This is a genomic window from Rugamonas rubra, from assembly GCF_900114705.1.
Taxonomy (GTDB): Bacteria; Pseudomonadota; Gammaproteobacteria; order Burkholderiales; family Burkholderiaceae_D; genus Rugamonas; species Rugamonas rubra.
In genome coordinates, this window is sequence record NZ_FOTW01000013.1 from 162,688 (window position 1) to 184,742 (window position 22,055).

General features: G+C 65.3%; 29 protein-coding genes. 16 read left to right on the plus strand and 13 right to left on the minus strand.

The window, feature by feature from the left end; genetic code table 11:
• Nucleotides 1-169 precede the first annotated feature (169 nt).
• The 6 genes from BM252_RS14930 (at nt 170) to BM252_RS14955 (ending at nt 5,454) form a co-directional block, all read left to right on the plus strand.
• On the plus strand, nt 170-991 hold the full coding sequence (locus tag BM252_RS14930) for a phasin family protein (RefSeq protein ID WP_093388459.1): 822 nt from the start codon (nt 170-172) through the stop codon (nt 989-991).
• 143 nt (nt 992-1,134) lie between these two features.
• Entirely contained in the window at nt 1,135-2,406 is a 1,272-nt protein-coding gene (locus BM252_RS14935; RefSeq protein ID WP_093388460.1) for a patatin-like phospholipase family protein, read from the plus strand.
• 70 nt (nt 2,407-2,476) lie between these two features.
• Nucleotides 2,477-3,142, plus strand: a complete 666-nt coding sequence (locus BM252_RS14940) for a TetR/AcrR family transcriptional regulator (RefSeq protein WP_093388461.1) — start codon at nt 2,477-2,479, stop codon at nt 3,140-3,142.
• Nucleotides 3,143-3,163: 21 nt separating this feature from the next.
• Nucleotides 3,164-3,937, plus strand: coding sequence for a tetratricopeptide repeat protein (locus BM252_RS14945; RefSeq protein WP_093388462.1), 774 nt, complete (start codon nt 3,164-3,166; stop codon nt 3,935-3,937).
• A 4-nt stretch (nt 3,938-3,941) separates the two neighbouring features.
• Nucleotides 3,942-4,490 (plus strand): LOG family protein, encoded by a 549-nt coding sequence (locus BM252_RS14950; RefSeq protein WP_245774265.1) that lies wholly within the window; start codon nt 3,942-3,944, stop codon nt 4,488-4,490.
• Nucleotides 4,491-4,845: 355 nt separating this feature from the next.
• Entirely contained in the window at nt 4,846-5,454 is a 609-nt protein-coding gene (locus tag BM252_RS14955; RefSeq protein WP_245774266.1) for a PEP-CTERM sorting domain-containing protein, read from the plus strand.
• Between the two features lie 88 nt (nt 5,455-5,542).
• On the opposite strand, the gene BM252_RS14960 is transcribed toward BM252_RS14955, so the two are convergent.
• Nucleotides 5,543-6,058, minus strand: coding sequence for a M48 family metallopeptidase (locus BM252_RS14960; protein WP_093388464.1), 516 nt, complete (start codon nt 6,056-6,058; stop codon nt 5,543-5,545).
• Nucleotides 6,059-6,192: 134 nt separating this feature from the next.
• Here BM252_RS14960 and BM252_RS14965 point away from each other — a divergent pair, with 134 nt between their 5' ends.
• Nucleotides 6,193-7,155 carry an endonuclease gene (locus tag BM252_RS14965; protein ID WP_174900540.1) on the plus strand — a complete coding sequence of 321 codons (963 nt, stop codon included), beginning with the start codon at nt 6,193-6,195 and terminating at the stop codon, nt 7,153-7,155.
• A gap of 143 nt (nt 7,156-7,298) precedes the next feature.
• On the opposite strand, the gene BM252_RS14970 is transcribed toward BM252_RS14965, so the two are convergent.
• From BM252_RS14970 to BM252_RS15000, 7 genes are all read right to left on the minus strand, one after another.
• Complete coding sequence (locus BM252_RS14970; protein WP_093388465.1) at nt 7,299-7,553, minus strand: DUF2442 domain-containing protein; 255 nt, start codon at nt 7,551-7,553, stop codon at nt 7,299-7,301.
• 4 nt (nt 7,554-7,557) lie between these two features.
• Entirely contained in the window at nt 7,558-8,031 is a 474-nt protein-coding gene (locus tag BM252_RS31990; protein WP_281249354.1) for a DUF4160 domain-containing protein, read from the minus strand.
• Between the two features lie 128 nt (nt 8,032-8,159).
• Complete coding sequence (gene cydX / locus BM252_RS14980) at nt 8,160-8,318, minus strand: cytochrome bd-I oxidase subunit CydX (RefSeq protein ID WP_093388467.1); 159 nt, start codon at nt 8,316-8,318, stop codon at nt 8,160-8,162.
• 13 nt (nt 8,319-8,331) lie between these two features.
• Nucleotides 8,332-9,474, minus strand: a complete 1,143-nt coding sequence (cydB, locus tag BM252_RS14985) for a cytochrome d ubiquinol oxidase subunit II (RefSeq protein ID WP_093388468.1) — start codon at nt 9,472-9,474, stop codon at nt 8,332-8,334.
• Between the two features lie 9 nt (nt 9,475-9,483).
• Nucleotides 9,484-11,064, minus strand: coding sequence for a cytochrome ubiquinol oxidase subunit I (locus BM252_RS14990; protein WP_093388514.1), 1,581 nt, complete (start codon nt 11,062-11,064; stop codon nt 9,484-9,486).
• The gene (gene cydP / locus BM252_RS14995; RefSeq protein ID WP_093388469.1) at nt 11,064-11,321 is read right to left on the minus strand and encodes a cytochrome oxidase putative small subunit CydP; all 258 of its coding nucleotides are present in this window, start codon (nt 11,319-11,321) and stop codon (nt 11,064-11,066) included. Before cydP ends, BM252_RS14990 begins: the two co-directional genes overlap by 1 nt.
• 1 nt (nt 11,322) lies before the next feature.
• Nucleotides 11,323-11,961, minus strand: coding sequence for a GbsR/MarR family transcriptional regulator (locus BM252_RS15000; RefSeq protein ID WP_093388470.1), 639 nt, complete (start codon nt 11,959-11,961; stop codon nt 11,323-11,325).
• Nucleotides 11,962-12,121: 160 nt separating this feature from the next.
• On the opposite strand from BM252_RS15000, the gene modA reads away from it, so the two are divergent.
• From modA to BM252_RS15020, 4 genes are all read left to right on the plus strand, one after another.
• Nucleotides 12,122-12,895 carry a molybdate ABC transporter substrate-binding protein gene (modA, locus tag BM252_RS15005; protein ID WP_245774267.1) on the plus strand — a complete coding sequence of 258 codons (774 nt, stop codon included), beginning with the start codon at nt 12,122-12,124 and terminating at the stop codon, nt 12,893-12,895.
• Nucleotides 12,896-12,901: 6 nt separating this feature from the next.
• Complete coding sequence (gene modB, locus BM252_RS15010) at nt 12,902-13,621, plus strand: molybdate ABC transporter permease subunit (protein ID WP_245774268.1); 720 nt, start codon at nt 12,902-12,904, stop codon at nt 13,619-13,621.
• A gap of 7 nt (nt 13,622-13,628) precedes the next feature.
• Nucleotides 13,629-14,330 carry an ATP-binding cassette domain-containing protein gene (locus BM252_RS15015; protein WP_093388516.1) on the plus strand — a complete coding sequence of 234 codons (702 nt, stop codon included), beginning with the start codon at nt 13,629-13,631 and terminating at the stop codon, nt 14,328-14,330.
• A 109-nt stretch (nt 14,331-14,439) separates the two neighbouring features.
• Nucleotides 14,440-15,207, plus strand: a complete 768-nt coding sequence (locus BM252_RS15020) for a TOBE domain-containing protein (protein ID WP_245774273.1) — start codon at nt 14,440-14,442, stop codon at nt 15,205-15,207.
• Between the two features lie 85 nt (nt 15,208-15,292).
• On the opposite strand, the gene BM252_RS15025 is transcribed toward BM252_RS15020, so the two are convergent.
• Nucleotides 15,293-15,892: an AraC family transcriptional regulator gene (locus BM252_RS15025; RefSeq protein ID WP_174900528.1), complete on the minus strand. Its 600-nt coding sequence runs from the start codon at nt 15,890-15,892 to the stop codon at nt 15,293-15,295.
• On the opposite strand from BM252_RS15025, the gene BM252_RS15030 reads away from it, so the two are divergent.
• Nucleotides 15,876-16,322, plus strand: coding sequence for an inositol monophosphatase family protein (locus tag BM252_RS15030; protein WP_245774269.1), 447 nt, complete (start codon nt 15,876-15,878; stop codon nt 16,320-16,322). The genes BM252_RS15025 and BM252_RS15030 overlap by 17 nt on opposite strands.
• Nucleotides 16,323-16,400: 78 nt before the next feature.
• Here BM252_RS15030 and BM252_RS15035 read toward each other — a convergent pair whose 3' ends face one another.
• From BM252_RS15035 to BM252_RS15050, 4 genes are all read right to left on the minus strand, one after another.
• Nucleotides 16,401-16,787, minus strand: a complete 387-nt coding sequence (locus BM252_RS15035) for a KGG domain-containing protein (RefSeq protein ID WP_093388474.1) — start codon at nt 16,785-16,787, stop codon at nt 16,401-16,403.
• A gap of 108 nt (nt 16,788-16,895) precedes the next feature.
• On the minus strand, nt 16,896-17,459 hold the full coding sequence (locus tag BM252_RS15040) for a hemerythrin domain-containing protein (RefSeq protein ID WP_093388475.1): 564 nt from the start codon (nt 17,457-17,459) through the stop codon (nt 16,896-16,898).
• Nucleotides 17,460-17,484: 25 nt separating this feature from the next.
• On the minus strand, nt 17,485-17,967 hold the full coding sequence (locus BM252_RS15045) for a hypothetical protein (RefSeq protein WP_139236509.1): 483 nt from the start codon (nt 17,965-17,967) through the stop codon (nt 17,485-17,487).
• Between the two features lie 234 nt (nt 17,968-18,201).
• Entirely contained in the window at nt 18,202-19,233 is a 1,032-nt protein-coding gene (locus BM252_RS15050) for an NADP-dependent oxidoreductase (RefSeq protein ID WP_093388477.1), read from the minus strand.
• Between the two features lie 188 nt (nt 19,234-19,421).
• On the opposite strand from BM252_RS15050, the gene purU reads away from it, so the two are divergent.
• The 4 genes from purU (at nt 19,422) to BM252_RS15070 (ending at nt 21,967) form a co-directional block, all read left to right on the plus strand.
• Nucleotides 19,422-20,291: a formyltetrahydrofolate deformylase gene (gene purU, locus BM252_RS15055; RefSeq protein WP_093388478.1), complete on the plus strand. Its 870-nt coding sequence runs from the start codon at nt 19,422-19,424 to the stop codon at nt 20,289-20,291.
• 39 nt (nt 20,292-20,330) lie between these two features.
• Complete coding sequence (locus BM252_RS15060; RefSeq protein ID WP_093388479.1) at nt 20,331-20,873, plus strand: YaeQ family protein; 543 nt, start codon at nt 20,331-20,333, stop codon at nt 20,871-20,873.
• A gap of 111 nt (nt 20,874-20,984) precedes the next feature.
• Nucleotides 20,985-21,395, plus strand: a complete 411-nt coding sequence (locus BM252_RS15065) for a DUF2946 domain-containing protein (protein WP_093388480.1) — start codon at nt 20,985-20,987, stop codon at nt 21,393-21,395.
• Nucleotides 21,396-21,523: 128 nt separating this feature from the next.
• Nucleotides 21,524-21,967, plus strand: coding sequence for a copper chaperone PCu(A)C (locus BM252_RS15070; protein WP_093388481.1), 444 nt, complete (start codon nt 21,524-21,526; stop codon nt 21,965-21,967).
• Nucleotides 21,968-22,055: the final 88 nt, after the last annotated feature.

Consider the following 22,055-nt stretch of genomic DNA (forward strand, 5'->3'; position numbering starts at 1 on the left):
AATTCGCTGCTGAATCATTACAGGCCCGCCGGAGATTGGCAAGCCCTCCGTTTTGCCGACGCCGCGATTAGAACGGCCGTTCTACCGCATTAGAATCCCATCTCTAGTTTTGCTGTCTAGAATGAAATTATGTAAATCCGATTCAATTTGAAAATATACGGGAGCACACATGGTAAAGAAACTGAAAACCCTGGCAAAAGACAATGACAAACAGTTGGCTAGTGCCGTCCGCAACTCGGCGCAGCAAATCTGGCAGGCCGGCCTGGGCGCTTTCGCCAAGGCGCAGGAAGAGGGCGGCCGCGTGTTCTCGAAACTGGTCAAGGAAGGCACCGATTTGCAGAAGCGCACCCGCAACATCGCCGAAGAAAAAGTCGCCGACGTGCGCGACACCGTCAGCGGCTTGGCCGATGATGTCGGCAGCAAGGCGGCCGGTTCGTGGGACAAGCTGGAGCAGGTCTTCGAGGACCGCGTCGCGCGCGCCCTGGGCTCGATCGGCGTGCCGACCCAAAAGGATATCCAGACGCTGACCAAGCGCGTCGAGCAACTGAGCAAGGTGGTCGCCGAGCTGTCCGGCAAAAAGCTGCCGGCAGTCAAGGAAGTGGCGGTAAAAGCCGCGCCGAAGGCCAAGGCCGCGCCGAAAGCCGCCGCCAAGGCCGCGCCTAAGGTCACCAGCAAAGCTGCCCCCAAGGCCGCCGCCAAACCGGCCGCCAAGGCCAAGGCCGCAGCAAAGCCGGCCGCCAAGGCCGCAGCGAAACCTGCCGCCAAAGCAGCCGCCAAGCCAGCCGCCAAGGCCGCAGCCAAGCCAGCCGCAAAAGCCGCCGCTAAACCTGCCACCAAAGCTGCCGCCAAGCCAGTAGCCAAGGTCGCCGCCAAACCGGCGATCAGCTTTCCAACCGCCGCCTCGGTGACGGCCGCTGCCGCCGCCAAGAAGCCGGCCGCCCAGAAGGCTTCCGCAAACGACAGCGACAACGCTGTGACGCCAGTGGTGTAATCGCCGCCGCGCCGATTCCCCTTGGTCTTCTCCCCCGGCCGGTGCACGGGCCGGGTCCAAGGGGAACCGGACAACATGTAGTCGTTTTGGTTCGACCGGGCTTGTGCTGTGCGCAGGCCTTTTTTTGATCGGTAAAGCTGCGGATGTCTAAGCAATTGAAACAGTCGCCGGCGCGGCCCGCGCCGGCCCGCGCCAAGCAGGCCGGCATCAAGCCGGCCAGTGGCCGGCCGGCCGGCGCCAAAGCCGCGCGCGTCGGGCTGGCGCTGGCCGGCGGCGGGCCGCTGGCCGCCGTCTACGAAATCGGCGCGCTGGCCGCGCTGGAAGAGGCGGTCGACGGCCTGGACCTGACCGAGGCCGAGATCTATGTCGGCGTCAGCGCCGGCGGCATCATCGCCGCCGGGTTGGCCAACGGCGTCACGCCGCGCCAGATGTGTCGCCTGTTCATCGAAAGCGATGTCGACGCCGTCGACGGCGCCGTGTTGTTCAAGCCGGAGACGCTGCTGCGCCCGGCATGCGACGAGTTCGAGAAGCGCGCCGCCGCGTTGCCCGGCCTGCTGGCCGGCTCGCTGGTCCACTATTGGGGCCGCAACGGCAGCCTGGCCGCCTCGTTCGAGCGCATGAAGGAGGTGTTGCCGGCCGGCTTTTTCACCGGCGACGCCATCGGCGAGTTCCTGCGCGCCAGTTTCGCCCAGGCCGGCCGCAGCGACGACTTCCGCCGCCTGCGCCACAAGCTGGTGATCGTCGCCACCGACCTCGATACCGGCAAGCCGGTGCGCTTCGGCACGCCCGGCCGCGACCACGTGCCCATCTCGCGGGCGGTGCAGGCCAGCGCCGCCGTGCCCGGCCTGTTCCCGCCGGTGGAGATCGATGGCGAGCACTTCGTCGACGGCGCGCTGCGCAAGACCATGCACGCCTCGATCGCGCTGGAGCACGGCGTCGACCTGCTGCTGTGCGTCAACCCCATCGTGCCCTACAACGCCGGCATCCGGGCCGGCGCGCGCAAGCTGGCCAGCGGCGGCCTGGTCGACGTGCTGGCGCAGACCTTGCGGGCGATCCTGCATTCGCGCCTGGAGACCGGCATGGCCGGCTACCGGGTCAGCCATCCCGAGGTCGACATCCTGCTGTTCCAGCCGGACGAGGACGACGCCGAGATGTTCTTCTCCAACATCTTCAGCTACAACAACCGCCGCCGCATGGGCGAGCTGGCCTACCAGAACACCCGGCTGACGCTGTGGCAGCAACGCGCCACGCTGGGGCCCCAGCTGGCCCGCCACGGCCTGCGGCTGAACCTGGCGGTGCTGCGCGACACCAGCTTGAGCCTGGTCAGCCAGACGCCGGCGCGCAAGGCGCTGGCGCGGCTGGAGGCCACGCTCGACGACCTTGAACGTTATTTAAAAGTTGCCCATGGCATTTAAGCGCCCATCTGTTTCTAAGATCGCGGTATCGGTGTTATGCTTGCAGGAGAATAAAGAGAGATCTCCTGCTATGCTACAAAAAGCTCCCCGCCGCACCCGCGAACGCATTCTGGAATTATCCCTGCGCTTGTTTAACGAATTCGGCGAGCCGAATATCACCACCACGGTGATCGCCGAAGAGATGAATATCTCGCCGGGCAACCTGTATTACCACTTCCGCAATAAAGACGACATCGTCAATTCGATCTTCATCCAGTTCGAGGCGGAGATCGAGCGCATCCTGACGGTGCCCGACGGGCGCCGCTCGAACATCGAGGACGTGTGGTTGTACCTGCACCTGATGTTCGAGCTGATCTGGCGCTACCGCTTCTTCTACCGCGACCTGAACGACCTGCTGTCGCGCAACCGCAAGCTGGAGCTGCACTTCAAGCAGATCCTGGCGCACAAGATCAAGGTCGCCAAGCAGTTGTGCGAGGACTTGCGCAGCGAGAAGTCGCTCGACGCCTCCGACGCGGCGATCGACGCCATGGCCACCAACATGGTGGTGGTGGCGACCTACTGGCTGTCCTACGAATACGTGCGCAACCCGCGCAAATACACCGAGCAGCAGTCGATGGCCGACGCCTTGGCGCGCGGCTGCTACCAGGTGCTGTCGCAGATCGGTCCGTATCTGCGCGGCGAAACCCATACCTTGTTCCAAAAACTGTCCGAAGAATATTTGAAAAAGCTGAAGTAAAACCCTTTACGGAGACCAAACATGGCATGGAGTAAATTTCCGCATCCCGACCCGGCCTATGTGTACACCCCGGCCAGTTTGAAGAAGGCCTGGGCCAGGTTGCACGTCGGCGATGCGGAACCCTTCCCGAGCGACCCGGCGCTGGTGCAGGTCTGGATCGCCTTCCATGCCGGCGACTTCGAGCAGGCCGCCAAGCTCGGCCTGGACATCGGCGTGGCAGGCTACTCGGTGGCGCACAAAGCCACCTGCATCTATGCCACCTATTTGGAAAAGAGCGAGAAGAAGCGCATCGCCACCTACGAGGAGGTGGCCGAGCGCTGCGAGCGCCAGCAGACCGAGCAGCCCGGCAACGCCGCCGGCTTCTACTGGCACGCCTACGCGCTGGGCCGCTACGCCCAGGGCATCTCGGTGGTCAAGGCGCTGGCGCAGGGCGTCGGCGCCAAGGTCAAGCACAGCCTGGACAGCACGCTGAAGCTGGCGCCCAAGCACGCCGACGCGCACATCGCGCTGGGCGCCTACCACAGCGAGATCATCGACAAGGTCGGCGCCATGATCGGCGGCCTGACCTACGGCGTCAAGAAGGAGGAGGGCTTCAAGCACTTCAAGAAGGCGCTGGAATTGAACCCGGACTCGGCCATCGCGCGCATCGAATACGCCAACGCGCTGGTGATGTTGGACGGAAAAAAGAAAATGGCCGAGGCGGTGGCCCTGTACGAACAGGCGGCCGCCTGCGAACCGCGCGATGCCATGGAACGGCTCGACGTCGAAGCGGCCAAAGAAGAACTTGAGGACTAGAAACGTGACGAAATCGATTTGTGTATATTGCGGCGCCAACGCCGGCGCCAACCCCGTCTACGCCGAGGCGGCGCGCGCGCTGGGCCGCGCCCTGGTGGCGGAGAACATCGCCCTGGTCTACGGCGGCGGCAACGTCGGCCTGATGGGCATCATCGCCGACGAGGTGCTGCGCCTGGGTGGCGAGGTCAGCGGCGTGATCCCCACCGCGCTGGTCGAGCGCGAGGTGGGGCACACCGGCCTGACGCGCCAGTTCATCGTCAAGGACATGCACGAGCGCAAGGCCATGATGGCCCAGCTGGCCGACGGCTTCATCGCCATGCCGGGCGGCATGGGCACGCTGGAGGAACTGTTCGAAATGCTGACCTGGTCGCAACTGGGCATTCACGCCAAGCCGATCGGCCTGCTCAACGTCGACGGCTTCTACGACAGCCTGGTCGGCTTCATCGACCACGCCAAGGATCAAGGCTTCATCCGTCCGGCGCACGCCGCGTTGATGATGGTGGAGACGGCGGCCGAGCCGCTGTTGCAACGGATGCGGGCGCAGCAGGCCTGACGCCGACACCCGGCGCGGGCTAACCTGGCCCCAAACCCAACAGCCGCCCGGCCCAGGCCCGGCGGCTTTTTTGCGTTCGCGGTGTCGATGCTCGCGCGGCGCCGGCCGATCCGGCCTCCTTGCGTCGCATTGCAACAACGTTGCTCAAAATAAATCAAATTGCATTTCAGGCATTTTCCCGTGGGAATTCTTGGATAGTGATTATGCATGCTTTACTGGTAATTATATTTGGCAACTTGAGGTATCAAAAATTCATTGTTTGTGTTCCAATAGCATCACTCGGACATACTTCAGTCTAGGCCCGCGAGGTGTTTGGAGCAGGCGACAAGACTTGACCACATTCATTGGAGCTCATTTGAAAACTTCTACCCTCGTTTCCGCCCTGGCCTTCGCCGCCATGTCCCTTGCCGGCAGCGCCCATGCCACCGTGATCGATTTCACCGACTTGGCCAACAACCGCCTCGTCGTGCCGCTGACCGTACCGAGCTATCTGGAAGACGGCTTCAAGGTGACTGCGCATGGCTTGTTCGCCAGCCTGGTCGCCACCTCGAACCTGAATTTGTTGCAGTACGCCGGTTCGACCGCCGTGGCGGGCACCTTCGGTTCGGTTATCGAGCTGCAGCGCGCCGACGGCGGCGCCTTCAACTTCAATTCCATCGACCTGATCAAGCTCTCCAAGCTTAACGTCGGCGGCAATTCGGTCACCTTCACCGGCACCTTCGCTTCCGGCGGCACGATCAGCCAAGACGCCACGTTCGGCAAGAATTTCAGCTTCACCAACAACGCGTTCAGCGGCTTCACCAACCTGAAGTCGGTCACTTGGCAGGAAGACCGCAACTTGGCACGCGACTTCCAGTTCGACAACATCAACGTCAGCGCCGTGCCGGAACCAGGCAGCTACGCCATGCTGGCCGCCGGGCTGGGCCTGTTGGCCTTCGTCAGCCGTCGTAAAAAAGCCGCCTGAGGGCTGCGCGCCCGCGCAGCGTTGGTGCGCAACTAAAAAAACCGCTCATCGAGCGGTTTTTTTTCGGGCAGTCGGCGGGGCGGGTGGGTCAGCCCGGCAACCATAAACGCTGTCCGGCATGGTCCAGCTGGGTCAGGTAGAGCCGCAAGTCGAATTCGTATTGGTGATAATTCGGCTCCATATATTGGCAAAGCTTATAAAAGGGCTTGTCGTGCTGCTTTTCCTTCACGTGCGCCAGCTCGTGCACGGCGATCATGCGCAGGAACTCCAGCGGCACTTCCTTGAACATGGTGGCGACGCGGATCTCGTGCTTGGCCTTCAGCTTGCCGCCCTGCACCCGCGAGATCGAGGTGTGCAGCCCCAGCGCGTGGTTGATCACGTGGATCTTGCTGTCGTACTCGACCTTGTTGATCGGCTCGGCGTTGCGCAGGAACTCGGTCTTCAAGTCCTGCACGTACTGGTACAGCGCCTTGTCGGTGCGCAAGTCGTGCGCCTTGGGGTAGCGCTTGAGCAGCACCTCGCCCAATTTGTTTTGCGCGAGCAGTTGCGACACTTGTTGCTGGGTTTGTTCGGAGTAGGCACTCAGGTACTTCAGGGCGGACATGGCGGGGTGGGGCGGAGCGAATCGAGGCGAGAATGTACCATACTTGGCGGAAACGCCGTATGATCGGGCTGGTCCGTTTCGGATTCGCTTCGGATTTGCTTCTTTTCCACACTCGTTTTCAGCCTCAGCTTGTTATGCGCACCCATGTCAGCTCGGTCGGCCTGTTGATCCACGGCGATCCGGCCCTTTCCTTCAGTTATCCCGAGCACATCGAGCGCGCCAGCCTGGACGCCTTGCCCAGCCAGCCCGGCGTCTACCTGTTCCGCGACGAGGCCGGGGTCGCCATCTACGTCGGCAAGAGCGTCAATGTGCGCAGCCGGGTGCTCAGCCATTTGCGCACGCCGGACGAGAGCCAGATGCTGCAACGCACCCGCCGGGTCGACTTCGAGCGCTGCGGCGGCGAGCTCGGCGCGCTGTTGCGCGAGTCGCAGCTGATCAAGCAGTTGCAGCCGGTGTTCAACCAGAAGCTGCGCCGCCTGCGCGAGATGTGCTCGTGGCGGCTGGACGGCGGCGCGCCGCAGCTGGTGTTCGCGCGTGACTGCGATTTCGCCGCCACCGAGGGCTTGCACGGCCTGTACGGCAGCCGGGCCAGCGCGCAGCAGGCGCTGCGCGAGCTGGCCGACGCCCACGGCCTGTGCGCCGGCGTGCTGGGCCTGGAGCCGCTGGCGCGCGGCCGGCCCTGTTTCGCGCGGCAACTGGGGCGCTGTGGCGGCGCCTGTGTCGGCGAGGCAGTGGCAGAGCACGCGGCGCGCGTTGGCGCCGCCTTGCTGCCGTGGCGTGTGGCGCCGTGGCCGTATGCGGGGCCGGTCGGCATCGTCGAGGAGTCGGACGGGCTGCGCCAGGTGCAGCTGGTGGACCGCTGGTGCTATCTCGGTCCACAGGCGGCGGGCCGCAAGCGGGCGCCGCCGCGCGCCGTGGCGCAGTTCGATATCGATGTGTATCAGATTCTTGCCAAGCCGTTGTTGCGGGGCGACTTGACGCTGGTGCTGCTCAACGAGCCGCTTGGCAACGCCTCAGGCGGGCAGGTCGACGCGGCTGGAGGCGCGTCCGCGCCGACCGCGTTTGCACCGGTGCGGCGCACCCGCTCGTTTCGCTGAGCGCTTGCTGGCTTGAGTCCCTTCCAAGTCGGTCAAGCGCCGGGTTTGCATGACTTACTTGCGCCACGGTTTGGCTACTGGCTTAGCCGTCTGCCTGTTGGTGAGCCGTTCTCGCAGATAGGAATGAACGTCGCGTCATCGCCTTAGTTGAGCAGCCATTCGCCGCTGCGTTTGATTTCCGCATACATTGCATCCGGCGCCAAATCCAACTCGCCTGGCCAGGTCACTACGCCGTCTACGACATGCACTTTCTGGAATTCTGGAGGATTGGCTAAGTGCGTGAATACGCCGCGAAAGAAACTCGGCGAGAACTTCACCGCACCTTGCAGCCCATCTTGGAATCGCACGACCAGCGCGAAATCGCCAGCAACCTTAACGTCAATAACATCCCATTCCATGGTTTCACTCCAAAGGGGCAATTGGTTTTGGACTCTGCATGTCTTGGCATAGCTGCCAATCTGCGAGCAATTCGGTCTGATGTAACTCGGCCCAGTCGAGAACTAGACCCAACGCGCGGCGCGGCAACTTGCCCTCGATCAGTGCCAGCTCTCGGATGTCGATAATTGCCTTGTGCTCTGCGTACTTTACGTGGAAGTGTGGCGGTGCATGGTCTTTGAAAAACATCTGAATGATGAGACCATAAAGTTGGCATAATTTTCCTTGACCATTCGTAGATCTGATAGATACGAGACAACCTGTCCGCACTTCAACTGATTTACGTCGTGCCGGCCGGCTCGAAGAATTGTCAAATTTATAAAGAAAAGTCCTGATCAGGACGGCTACCGACCGTTGCTTGCCATTATAGTCAACGTACCAGTCAAAACCATTGGACCTTTTTCCCTTTTCATTCGATGCTATAGGCTTTCCCCGCTTCATCTGTCGGGTCCAACCCCATAGACGCAAGTGTACTTTACGGCACGCATATGCGGCTGTTTTGGTTCGGGTCGAATAGACAGCACGGCGCCGCCTGCTGTCCTCCTTCCGCTCGCTCGCGCCGCTATTGCTCAGCGTCCGCGCCCGCGCTTGCGCGCGTTCTCGAAGCTGGCGCGGGTTTGCTCCTCGTCGCGCTGGCCGAAGGCGTAGTTGGCCTCCAGCCACATTACGTTGATGATGGCCAGGGACAGCGCCAGGCCGATCCCCAATATCCAGGCGAAATACCACATGGTTGCTCCTTCTCTAGTAGGCGGTGTGTTCGTTGTCGCGGATGTGCTCAAGCGTGACCTTGCCGCGCACCACGCGGTAGACCCAGCTGGTGTAGATGACGATGATCGGCAGCATGACGACGACCACCCAGAACATCACGCCCAGGCTCTTGTGGCTGGCCACGGCGTCCCAGGCGGTCAGGCTGCTGCCCGGCGCCAGCGACGACGGCATGATGAAGGGGAACATCGCCGCGCCGGCCGTCAGGACGATGGACGCCACGCTCAGGCCGCTGGCCAGGAAGGCGCTCACGGTGTGGCGGCGCGCGCTCAGCAGCATCACCAGCGCGGCGCCGGCGATGGCGGCGACCGGGAAGGCCTGCGTCAGCGGGTAGCGGGTGTAGTTGTCCAGCCAGGCGCCGCGCGCCTGCAGCACCGTCTTGGCGACCGGCATGAAGGAGCTGTTGACGTCGGGCATGGTGTCGATGCGATAGCCGTCGATGCCGGTGGCGATCCACACGCCGGCGGCGGAGAACAGCAGCATCGTCAGCGCCGCCGCCCAGATCGCCAGGCTGCGGGCGCGGCGGGCGATGTCGCCCTCGGTCTTTTGATGCAGGAAGGTGGCGCCGTGCATCGCCAGCATGGCCACGCTGAGCACGCCGGCCAGCAGGCCGAAGGGGTTGAGCAGGCCGAGGAAGTCGCCGCTGTAGCTCATGCGCATGGTGTCGTCGTAGGCGAAGGGCACGCCCTGCAGCAGGTTGCCGAAGGCCACGCCGAAGATTAGCGGCGGCACGAATCCGCCGGTGAACAGGCCCCAGTCCCAGGCGTTGCGCCAGCGCGGGTCGGCGATCTTGCTGCGGTAGTCGAAGCCGACCGGGCGGAAGAACAGCGCGAACAGGCACAGCATCAGGGCGATGTAGAAGCCGGAGAAGGCCGCCGCGTAGACCAGCGGCCAGGCGGCGAACAGGCAGCCGCCGGCGGCGATGAACCAGGTCTGGTTGCCCTCCCAGGTCGGGCCGATGGTGTTGATGATGACGCGCCGCTCGGCGTCGTTCTTGCCGAGGAAGGGCAGCGACATGCCGACGCCGAAGTCGAAGCCGTCGGTCAGGGCGAAGCCGATCAGCAGCACGCCGACGAAGCACCACCAGATCACTTTATACGTTGCGTAGTCGAATAACATGTTCTCTCCTTAGTGCGCGGCGGGCTGTGCCGCCAACGCCGCTTGTTCCCAGTGGTACTTGCCGGTGTGCAAGCTGCTTGGCCCCTGGCGGGCGAACTTGAGCATCAGCGTCATCTCGATCACCAGCAGCAAGGTGTAGAAGCCGATGAAGCCGGCCAGGCTGAAGTAGAGGTTGCCGACCGACTGGGTCGAGGCCGACAGGTGGGTCGGCAGGATGCCGGCGATGGTCCAGGGCTGGCGGCCGTACTCGGCCACCACCCAACCGAGCTCGGCGGCGACCCAGGGCAGGGGGATGGCGCAGACGGCCAGGCGCAGCAGCCAGCGTTGCGAGGCCAGGCGCTTGCGCACCAGGAAGTAGAACGAGGCGCTGAAGATGAACAGGAACAGGATGCCCAGGCCGACCATGAGGCGGAAGGACCAGAACAGCGGCGCCACCTTGGGGATGGTGTCGTTGACGGCCAGCTTGATCTGCGCTTCGGTGGCGTCGATCACCTGGGGCGTGTACTTCTTCAGCAGCAGGCCGTAGCCGAGGTCGTCCTTGAGCGCGCTGAAGGCGGCGCGCGCCTCGGGCGATTTGTCGCCGGCCTTCAGGCGGCTCAGCGCGGCGTAGGCCTTCATGCCGTTGCGGATGCGCACTTCGTGGTTGCGCTTGAGTTCCTTGATGCCGGTCACCTGCTGGTCGGCCGAGCGGGTGGCGATCAGGCCAAGCACGTAGGGGATCTTGACGGCGTAGTCGGTGCGCTCGGCGGCGTCGTTGGGCAGGCCGATCAGGGTGATGCCGGCCGGCGCCGGCTCGGTCTCCCATTCGGCCTCGATGGCGGCCAGCTTGACCTTGTTGACCTCGCCGGCGGTGTAGCCGGACTCGTCGCCCAGCACGATCACCGACAGGGTCGAGGCCAGGCCGAAGCCGGCGGCGATGGCGAAGGAGCGCAGGGCGAAGGGGATGTCGCGCGCCTTCAGCAGGTAGAAGGCGGAGATGCCGAGCACGAACATCGACGCCGTCACATAGCCGGCCGCGACGGTGTGGACGAACTTGACCTGGGCCACCGGATTGAGGAAGACCTCGCCGAGGCTGACCAGCTCCATGCGCATGGTCTCGAAGTTGAACTCGGCGCCGACCGGGTGGTTCATCCAGCCGTTGGCGATCAAGATCCACAGCGCCGACAGGCTGGAGCCGAGGGCGACCAGGAAGGTCACGCCCAGGTGCTGCACCTTGGACAGCTTGCTCCAGCCAAAGAAGAACAGGCCGACGAAGGTCGATTCGAGGAAGAAGGCCATCATGCCCTCGATCGCCAGCGGGGTGCCGAAGATGTCGCCGACGTAGTGCGAGTAGTAGGCCCAGTTGGTGCCGAACTGGAATTCCAGCGTGATGCCGGTGGTCACGCCCATGGCGAAGTTGATGCCGAACAGCTTGCCCCAGAACTTGGTCATGTCGCGGTAGATCTCCTTGCCGGTCATCACGTAGACCGACTCCATGATGACCAGGATCCAGGACAGCCCCAGGGTGAGGGGAACAAACAAGAAGTGATACATCGCGGTGGCAGCGAACTGCAGGCGCGACAAACTGACGACGTCGTCGAGAGGACTCATCATAGACCTTTGCGAGAGAGCGGGTGGTGGGTATTGGTTGTGGCCGCCGGCGCTGCCGGCTGCTGCTGCTGCTGCTGCTGCTGCTGCTGCTGCGCGGCGAAGAAGTGCTGCTGCACCTGGGCCGCCGGCACGCGCATGTGTTTCGCTTGCGGGGTGGAGAAGAAGGCCTTCCACAGGCCGAACAAGATCAGGGCCTTGAGCAGCAGCGCCAGCGTGATGGCCAGCGCCAGGGAGGAGCCATGCAGGCGGCGCGGCATCTTAGTTGTCCCGGCCGCCGTCGCGGCTGTTGCCGCGCGCGTCCTCGGCCAGTTCGTCCGGCGCGTCGGCGTTGGCGCCGCCGCGACCGAAGCCGAGCTTGCCGCGCACGGTGTCGCCGACGTCGAGCAGTTTTTTCACGGTCGATCCCATCTTCATCAGGCCGGCCAGGGTTTCCGGCGACAGGCGCTGGACGTCGTCGAACCAGGAGCTGGACAGTTCGATCAGGTCGTACATCTCGCGCATGCGTTGCTGGGCGATGCGGTCCTCCTCGGTGGCGGGCGTATCCAGCAGGGCGTCGCGCAGCATCGACAGGGTCGGCTCGACCTCGCGCCGGCGGCGTTCCTCCAACAGGGCCTTGAAGATTTCCCAGATGTCCTTGGGCGGTTCGAAGTATTCGCGGCGGTCGCCCGGCTGGTGCAGTAGTTTGACCAGGCGCCACGATTGCAGCTCCTTCAGGCCCATCGACACGTTGGAACGGGAGAAGCCGAGGAAGTCGGCGATCTCGTCGGCGTTGAGCGGCCGGCCCAGCACGTAGAGCAGGGCGTACATTTGCCCGACGGTGCGGTTGATGCCCCAGCGGCTGCCCATTTCGCCGAAGTGGAGGATGAATTTGGTCGCCAGCGGGCTGAGGTTCTGCATATGATTCCTTCTTTTTCAATTTTCAGTAATTCCTGAAATTATAGGACATCTAGGAATTCGGCGTATGGGAGCTACTCATTTCGATGTATGACAGAAAGATCATACGCGCTATATAATCACTTATATCGCGCTACCCACTCACCGATAAAGGATGTTCACGATGTCTTGTTCGCCGTCTGCCACCCCGTTCCGTCGCCGCCTGATGCTGGCGCTGCTGTTGTCCGCCGGCGCCGTCTCGGCCCAGGCCGCCGACATCACCGTCTCGGCCGCCGCCAGCCTGAGCAACGCCTTCAAGGAAATCGCCCAGGCCTACGAGAAGGAGCACGCCGGCGACAAGGTGCTGCTCAACTTCGCCGCCTCGGACGCGCTGGTGCAGCAGATCGGCAAGGGCGCACCGGTCGACGTGTTCGCCTCGGCCGACCAGCAGGCGATGGACAAGGCCGAGGGCATGAAGCTGCTGCAGCCGGGCACGCGCAAGAACTTCGTCAGCAACAGCGTGGTGCTGATCGCGCCACTGTCGAGCACGCTGGGGCTGAAGAGCCTGGCCGATCTGCAGCAGGCCGGCGTCACCCGCGTCACCCTGGGCAACCCGGCCAGCGTGCCGATCGGCCGCTACGCCAAGCACGCGCTGGAGCAGGCCAAGCTGTGGGCCGCCGTCGAACCGAAGGCCATCTATGGCACGTCCGTGCGGCAGAGCCTGGACTACGTGGCGCGCGGCGAGGTCGACGCCGGCTTCGTCTACGCCACCGACGTGGCGGTGCAGAAGGACAAGGTCAAGCTGGTGGTGACGGTGCCGACCGAAACGCCGGTCACCTATCCCATCGCCGCCATCGCCAGCGGTCCGCAGCAGGCCGGCGGCCGCCAGTTCATCGCCTTCGTGCTGGCGCCGGCCGGCCAGGCCATCCTCGGCAAGTACGGCTTCGGCCGTCCGTAGGCAACCATGGCGGAGATGCTGGCCACCTGGCGCGAGGTATTGCTGAACGGCCCGGCGTGGACCGCGCTGGGCCTGTCGTTGAAGGTGGCCTGCTGGGCCACGGCGCTCGACCTGCTGTTCGGCATCGGCTTCGGCTATCTGTTGGCGCGCTGCCGTTTCGCCGGCCGCGAGCTGCTCGACGCCATGTTGACCCTGCCGATGGTGATGCCGCCGACCGTGCTGGGCTACTATCTGCTGGTGTTGATCGGCCGCGAGGGCTGGCTCGGCGCCTGGCTGCAAACCAATTTCGGCATCAACCTGATCTTCACCTGGCAGGCGGCGGTGATCGCCGCCGCCGTGGTGGCGTTTCCGCTGGTGCTCAAGTCGGCCCGCTCGGCCTTCGAGACGGTCGACCCTCAGCTGGAGCAGGCCGCCCGCGTGCTGGGCCTGCCGGCGGCGGCGGTGTTCCTGCGCGTGACCCTGCCGCTGGCCTGGCGCGGCGTGCTGGCCGGCACCCTGCTGGCCTTCGCCCGCTCGATGGGCGAGTTCGGCGCCACGCTGATGGTGGCCGGCAGCATTCCCGGCAAGACGCAGACCCTGTCGATCGCCGTCTACGAGGCGGTGCAGGCGGGGCAGGACGACAGCGCCAACCTGCTGGTCGTCATCACCTCGCTGACCTGCATCGTGGTGCTGATATTGGCCAACAAACTCACGCCGAACCGCAACAAAGGAGGCAGCCATGGCTAAGCCGGATCTGCAAATCAAGCTGGACATCCGCAAGACGCTGCGCTCGGGCCAGCGCGAATTCCATTTGCAAGCCAGCTTCGCTTCGGCCAGCCAGCGCATCGTCATCTACGGCGCCTCGGGCGCCGGCAAGAGCCAGCTGCTGAAGGCCGTGGCCGGGTTGATGACGCCGGACGCCGGCCGCATCGAGCTGGGCGGCGTGGCGCTGTTCGACCACTCCGCCGGGCTGGACCTGGCGCCGCAGCGGCGCCAGGTCGGCTATCTGTTCCAGGACTACGCGCTGTTTCCCCATTTGAACGTGCGGCAGAACATCGCCTTCGGCTTGCAGCGCGGCTGGTTCAATCCGCTCAGCCGGGTCGACCACGAGGCGCTGCGCTACTGGCTGGCGGCCTTCGAGCTGGACGCGGTGGCGCAGCAGTTGCCGGACCAGTTGTCGGGCGGGCAGCGGCAGCGGGTGGCGCTGGCGCGCGCGCTGATCGCCAGCCCGCGCGCGCTGCTGCTCGACGAACCGTTCGCCGCGCTCGACCCGGCCTTGCGCGCGCGCATGCGCGGCGAGCTGGACGCGCTGCAACGCCGCCTGGCCATTCCGATGATCATGATCACCCACGATCCGGACGACGCGCTGGCCTTCGGCGAGCATGTGCTGCGCATGGACGATGGTAGGATCACGGATGTCGACGATGTGGAGAGAATTGCGCAATATGAAGCCTAGTATCGAACAACAGCCCGAACAACCGGCCGAACAACAGGCTGAGCAATCGCCCTCAGCGCCGCAAGAGCACAAGCCGGCAGCCCAGCTGGCGCTGCAGGGCAATGTGTGGATGACCATCGGCGGCGAGAAGTTCGGCGGCCAGGACCGCGTCGCCCTGCTGGCGGCAATCGCCGAGCACGGCTCGATCACGGCCGCGGCCAAGGCCATCAAGATGAGTTACAAGGCGGCCTGGGACGCCATCGAGGCGATGAACAACCTGGCCGGCGAGACCTTGGTCGAGCGGCTGGCCGGCGGCAAGGGCGGCGGCGGCACGCGGCTGACCCGGCGCGGCGCCCAGTTGGTGGAGAACTTCCGCCTGATCGAACAGGAACACCGCCAGTTCGTCGCCCACTTGAGCCAGCAGTCGCACGCGCTGGCCGATGATTTCTTGTTGATCCAGAAGATGAAAATGAAAACCAGCGCACGCAACCAGTTCAGCGGCATTGTCACCGGCCTCAAGCGTGGCGTGGTCAACGACGAGGTCACCCTGGAGATCATGGGCGGCCAGCACATCGTCGCCACCATCACCTGCGACAGCACCGACAGCCTGGGGCTGGCGGTGGGCGCCTCGGCCTTCGCGCTGGTCAAGGCCTCGGCCATCATCGTCGTCAGCGACGCCGGCGCGGCGCGCTTTTCGGCGCGCAACCAGTTGGCCGGCAGCATCACCCGGCTGCAGGTGGGCGCGGTGAACTCCGAGGTCAGCATCGAGCTGCCGGGCGGCGGCACCATCGCCGCCATCGTCACGCGCGACAGCGGCGACACGCTGGGCCTGGCCGTCGGCGGCGCCGTCAGCGCCATCTTCAAGGCCTCCAGCGTCATCATCGGCCGCGCCGGCTGAGCGGCTGCCAAACCAAAGGCAAAGAGCCAGGGTCAGACCCTCAGGGTCTGACCCGAATTTTTCGCCGGTGGGTTGTCCAGCCGCCTTAGTTAGCGTCGCGCTGCCGGGCGCTGGCGAACTGCGCCGGCGTGGTGCCCAGGATGCGGCGGAACAAGGCGATAAAGCTGCTGACGCTGTCGTAACCCAGCGCCAGCGCCATCGCCACCGTCGTCACCGACTGCCCGGCGGCCAGCCATTCCACACCCTTTTGCAGGCGCGCGATCTGGCGCCATTCCACCAGCGACATGCCGGTCTCGGCGCGGAAGTGGCGCGAGATGCTGCGCCGCGACAGGCCCAAGCGCAGCGCCCAGCCGTCCAGGTCGGTGTCGTCGGCCGGGTCGTCGGCGATGACGGCCGCCATCGTCTGCAGGCGCGGTTGGCGCGGCATGGTCAGATGCAAAGGGTCCGGCTCGGCGTTGCCGATCTCGTCGAGGAACACCGTCATCAGGCGCAGCGCGGCGGCGTCGTTCGGCACACCCTGCGGCCATTCGCTCATGCGCTCGAGCAGGGCGCGCGCCAGCGCCGAGATGCGCAGCACCTTCGGCTGTGTCGGCAGCGCCGCGCACAGCGCCGAGTGCATATGAATGGTGTAGCCGGCCAGGCCGTGCTTGAGTTGGTGGCCGTGCACGTTGGCGGCGTGCGGCATGTTCGGCGGCACCCAGCCGAGCCTGCCCGGGGCCAACGATGACGACGGCGACTGCGAGGACGGCGGCAAGGGCGGTGGTGGGGACGACAACGACGGCGGCGAGGGCGAGGGCGCGTCGGCCCGTCGGCAGTCGCGCGGCGAATACTGGATCTGCGACGCCATCGACGGCGCTGTGATGTTCGTCCGCGCCATTCCCAATTGGGCGATGTCGCTGACGCTGGTGCGCGACGGCGAGGCGGTCTTCGCCGCCGTCTACGACGCGCTGCACGACGAAACCTTCCACGCCCTTGCCGGCGGCGGCGCCTTCCGCAACGGCAAGGCGATGCGCGTCAACGACAAGGGCAGCCACTACCACGGCGGGAGCTGGCGGCGGCGTGAACACGGCGCCGTGCGGGAGCATCGGAGGCAGAGGGCAGCAAGTAGCAGGTAGCTGGCAGCGGCCAGCGGCCAGCGGCCAGCTACCGGCCCTTAGCTACTGGCCGTCAGCCGCTGGCCGGCGGCGGCGGCATCAGCGGTCCCCTTCGGGCTTGCCTCCTTGCCGCGTGCTGCCCTTGGTTTGCTGCTCGGAGCTGCCGCTGCGCGTGGCCGACTTGGCCTCGCCGCGCGCCGCCGATTGCCGGCTTTCGCCGCCCTTGCGGCCGATTTCGGCCATGTGTTCGCGGTCGCGGCTGACCGCCTCGCCGCCTTTCTGGCCGGCGCGGCGCGCCTCCTCCGAGTCGAACTCGTGCGCCGTGCCTTTTTGGTGCGCCGCCTGGCCGCCCTTGCTGGCGATCTCGCGCTGGGTTTCCTCGTCCATGGCGGCGAAGCCGCGTTTGGCCGTGCCCTTCTGGCTGCTCTGGTTGTCCGACTTTTGAGTGCTGCCCTTGCCTTGCTCGCTGCCTTGGTTACTAGCCATGTCCGTCTCCTGATGTCGATGGGAAAATTGCCTGGAGTGGAGCAGCGCATCCTTCCCGCTGCTCTGTATGGTTAGAGGGCCGGGCCGGGTCTAAGTTCCGGCGCGCGCTCAGGAACGCGACGGCTTGTCGCCGCCGGCCTGGCCGCTGCGGCCGCTGCGGCGGCCACCGCTGCCGGGCGCGGGCCGGGGGCCGCTGTCGCCCTCCAGTTCCTGCTTGAGGTCGGCCATCTCGCCGTGCAGTGTGTCCAGGTCGAGGCCGGCCTGCCGCGCCTTGGGAAACAGATTGCTTTCCTCGTCGCTGAGGTGCTGCTCGAGCTGCTCGCGCAGCACGGTGACGGTGGCGTCGACCTGTTCGTCGTCCGGCTCCAGCGCTTCGATCTGGTGGATCAGGTCGCTGACCGAGGCGTGCGCCGCCTCGGCCTCGTCCATCAGCTCGTCGTCGCCGATGGCGGCGCGCAGGGCCGGGTAGAAGATCTCCTGCTCGAGCTTGCTGTGCACGGTGATCTGCTCGCACAATTGCTCGACCAGCTCGGCTTTCAGGTCGGCCTCGTCGCGTTGCGCGCGGATCTGGTCGAACTCGCGGAACAGCTGCCTGACCTTTTGGTGGTCGGCCAACAGCATGGCGATGGCGTCGCTGGCCGAATACGGGGTGGGGGGATGTTGCTGGCTCATGGTGGCGCTCCTGTTGGTGAGTGGATCAATGGCTCAGCGCGGGGCGGCCCTGGCCGTTGGCGCCGTGCAGTCCCATGCGGTCGAGCGTCTGGCGCTGCCGCTCGGCGGCCTTGGCGCCTTCCTCGTTGGCCTTGCGCACCATGTCGTCGGCCAGCGCGTTGGCGGTGCGGCTGACGTTGGGCAGGTGGGTTTCGGCCGACTGGGCCAGGCTGTGGTTGGCGCGCGCCAGCGCGTCGGCCAGGCCTTGCTGGTAGTTGCGCAGAGCATTGCCGCCGACATCGCCGCCGACATCGCCGCGCGCGCTGGCCAGCTGCTCGGCCGGCTTGGCGGTGGCCAGCATGCGCTGGCTGGCCTCGCCCAGCTCGGCCATGGCCTCCTTGGTCAGGCGCATGTTCACCTCGCTGATGGCCTGCAGCGACTCCAGCGCGCGGCGCGCCAGGTCGGTGTGGAAGTTGATCACAACGTCGCAGTGGGCCTTGACGGCCGGTGAGAGTGCTTGCGCAAACATGGTTCTACCTCGCTGTTGTGTTCCTGGATGAAAAACCCCGGGGCCGGCCCGGGCATCGGGCTGCGGTGGCAGCAAAGGATAGACGTTGACGGCGCCGGCAAGTTCCGCACGGGGCGAAATTGGGCGGTGGGGCAGGGCGGGAGGAGGGAGGGTCGTGATACCCGGAGGGTATCACGACGGAGGGCGCGGCGACCGGCGCGGGAGGCGGGCGCGGGGTGGGCGCGGGGCGGGCGTTTAGGCGCGCGCCACCTGCAACACCAGCTTGCCGAAGTTCTTGCCTTCGAACAGCATGTTGAGCGCCGCCGGGAAGTTCTCGATGCCCTGCACGATGTCCTCCTTGCTCTTGATCGCGCCCGACTGCAGCCATTTGCCCAGCGCGGCCACGCCGAGGTGGTAGCGGTCGGCGTAGTCGAACACCACGATGCCCTCCATGCGCGCGCGGTTGACCAGCAGCGACAGGTAGTTGGCCGGCCCCTTGACCGGCGTGGTGTTGTTGTACTGCGAGATGGCGCCGCAAATGACGATGCGGGCGCGCAGGTTGATGCGGGTCAGCACGGTGTCGAGGATCTCGCCGCCGACGTTGTCGAAGTACACGTCGACGCCCTGTGGACAATACTCCTTCAGGCCGTCGCGCACCGAGCCCTGCTTGTAGTCGATGCAGGCGTCGAAGCCCAGCTCCTTGACGACGAAGTCGCACTTCTCCTTGCCGCCGGCGATGCCGACGACGCGGCAGCCGAGCTGCTTGGCGACTTGGCCGACGGTCTGGCCGACGGCGCCGGCGGCGCCCGACACCACCACCGTTTCACCGGCCTTCGGCTGGCCGGACTCGAGCAGGCCGAAGTAGGCGGTCATGCCGGGCATGCCGAGCGTGTTCATATAGGTGGTCAGCGGCGCCAGCGCCGGGTCGACCTTGATGAAGGAGGCGCTCTTGTCGTCGGCCGCGCCGACCCAGTACTGCTGCACGCCGGTGCCGCCGGAGAGGTGGTCGCCGACGGCGAACTTGGCGCTGCGCGATTCCACCACCACGCCGATGCCGCCGGCCCGCATCACCTCGCCGATGGCCACCGGGCGGATGTAGGACTTGGCGTCGTTCATCCAGCCGCGCATGGCCGGGTCGAGCGACAGGTAGAGCACCTTGACCAGGATCTCGCCGTCGGCCAGGGCGCGCACCGGCTCCACCACTTGCTGCCAGTCGCTGTCCTTGACCATGCCCACGGGACGGGCGGCCAGACGGAACTGCAGGTTCTCCAAGACTTGCGTTGTCATTTTTTCTTCCTCTCAATGGGCTGTGGGGCCTACTATACCGGATATTCGCACGACTGTGCTATTTTGTCTCGCCACCTAGTATTGTGGTCATTTCGTCAGCGTTTTGTGGTGGTTTTGCGACCACAGCGCCGCGCCGTGCGACAATACCGCCCTTGTTATTGTTCACCCACCGTTCACCAAGCCCAGCCATGACCCATCCCGAATACATTTTGACCCTCTCATGCCTTGACCAGCGCGGAATCGTTCATCGCGTATCGGGCTTCCTCGCCGAGCACGGCTGCAACATCATCGACTCGGCCCAGTTCGGCGACGCCGAGTCGCGCCTGTTCTTCATGCGCGTCCACTTCTCGCTGGAGGACGGCGGCATCTCCGACCTGCTGCTGCGCGCCGACTTCGCCGAGCTGGCCGCCACCATGCAGCTCGACTGGGAGCTGCGCGACGCCCGCTACAAGCCGCGCGTGATGCTGATGGTGTCGAAGATCGGCCATTGCCTGAACGACCTGCTGTTCCGCTACAAGAGCGGCCTGCTGCCGGTGGAGATCCCGGCCATCGTCTCGAACCACATGGACTTCTACCAGCTGGCCGCCAGCTACAACATCCCCTTCCACCACCTGCCGCTGGCGGCCGGCGCGCCGGCCGAGGCCAAGGCGGCGCAGGAGGCCAAGGTGATCGAGCTGATGGGCACCCACCAGGTCGACCTGGTGGTGCTGGCGCGCTACATGCAGATCCTCTCGCCGCAGCTGTGCACCGCGCTGAAGGGCAAGGCGATCAACATCCACCACTCCTTCCTGCCCAGCTTCAAGGGCGCCAAGCCCTACGCCCAGGCGCACCACCGCGGCGTCAAGCTGATCGGCGCCACCGCCCACTTCGTCACCGGCGACCTGGACGAGGGCCCGATCATCGAGCAGGACGTCGAGCGGGTCGACCATTCGATGGACGCCGAGACTCTGTCGGCGATCGGCCGCGACGTCGAGTGCGTGGTGCTGGCGCGCGCCGTCAAGTGGTTCGTCGAACACCGCATTTTGCAGAACGGCGACAAGACCGTCGTCTTCAAATAATTTATTTCATTTACACTCATTCGTCAGGCAGATTCACAGATGGCAATCAAAGCAACGATTTACAAAGCCGATTTACAGATCGCGGACATGGACCGCAACTTCTACGAGACGCAGTCGCTGACGCTGGCGCGCCACCCGTCCGAGACCGACGAGCGGATGATGGTGCGCCTGCTGGCCTTCGCCATCCACGCCAACGAGGCGCTGAGCTTCACCAAGGGCTTGTTCGACGTCGAGGAGCCGGACCTGTGGCAGAAGGACCTGACCGGCGCCATCCAGCTGTGGATCGAGGTCGGCCAGCCCGACGAGAAGGTGATCCTGAAGGCCTGCGGCCGTTCCGAGCACGTCATCGTCTACAGCTACAGCGCCACCAGCCACATCTGGTGGAAGGCGCTGGCCAACAAGGTCGAGCGCTGCAAGAACCTGACCGTGGTCAACCTGCCGTCGGACGCCACCGAGCAGCTGGCCAAGATGGCCCAGCGCAGCATGCAGCTGCAATGCACCATCCAGGACGGCCAGATCTGGCTGACCGACGGCAGCGACACCGTCGAGGTGGCGCGCGAGATCATCAAGGACGTGCGCTAAGCCGGGGACGCCGCCCCGGGTCTGCCGAATTCTTGACCTGGGTTATGCAAATGGCGGCGCGGCGCGCTGCCGGCCCGCCGCGGCGCGCGGGCTTTCCGTTATAATTCTCCCATGGCAAGGAAACCGACAATTCGACGATGGCAGATCTGGCTCGCATGTTTCGCGATCCTGCTCAACGCGCTCGCGCCGTCGGTGTCGCACGCCATCGCCTTCGTCAGCGGCCAGCCGTCGAGCTGGGAAATCTGCCGCAGCGACGGCACCCGCCTGACGCTGGCGCCCGTGGCGACGACGCTGGCGCAGCCGCTGGCCGCCGGCCAGGCGCCGCAAAAGCAGCGCGTCATCAAACTGGACGATTGCGGCTACTGCGTCAGCCACGCCGGCAGCTTCGGCCTGCCGCCCGCCGCCGCCGTCGGCGCCGGCTTGTTTGACCTGCCCCGCCTTCAACCGCTGCTGTTCTACCGTTCGCCGTCACCGTTGACGGCATGGTCGGCCGCCCGCCCGCGCGGCCCGCCCGCAGTCTGATATTTCCCCTCCGTTCGACCATTGTTTTCAGGCGCCAGGCGCCTGGACCTTGCCGCCCTTGGCGGCTATCGCGGGCGCCGCCAGCCATGTTGGCGACCGGCGCCGCACCATCAAATATCGGAAATATCATGAACAAGCAATTCTTCGCTCTGCTGCTGTCGATGGCGGTTTCTTCCTGCGCACTGGCCCAGGTCAGCGTCAGCCAGCCTTGGGTCCGCGCCAGCGTGCCGGCCGCCAAGGCCACCGGCGCCTTCATGCTGCTCAAGTCGACGCGCGATGCGCGTCTGATCGAGGTGCGCACCAGCGTGGCCGACGCCGAAATCCATGAGATGGTGATGGACGGCCAGATGATGAAGATGCATCAGATCGCCGGCCTCGACCTGCCGGCCGGGCAGGAAGTCAAGCTCGCCTCCGGCGGCTACCACATCATGCTGATGAACCTGAAGCGCCAGATGAAGGAAGGCGAGACGGTGCCGATGACCCTGGTGGTCCAGTACAAGGACAAGAAGACCGAGTCGATCGCCGTTGACGTGCCGATCAAGGCCTTGACCCACAGCGCCGCCGCCCACTAAGGCGCCGCCCCCCGTCAGCGTTCGTCGAACGGTCGCCCCCCGCGCAGGCGGGAGGGTGGCGGTTCGCGCGCGCCTTCACCAGATACGC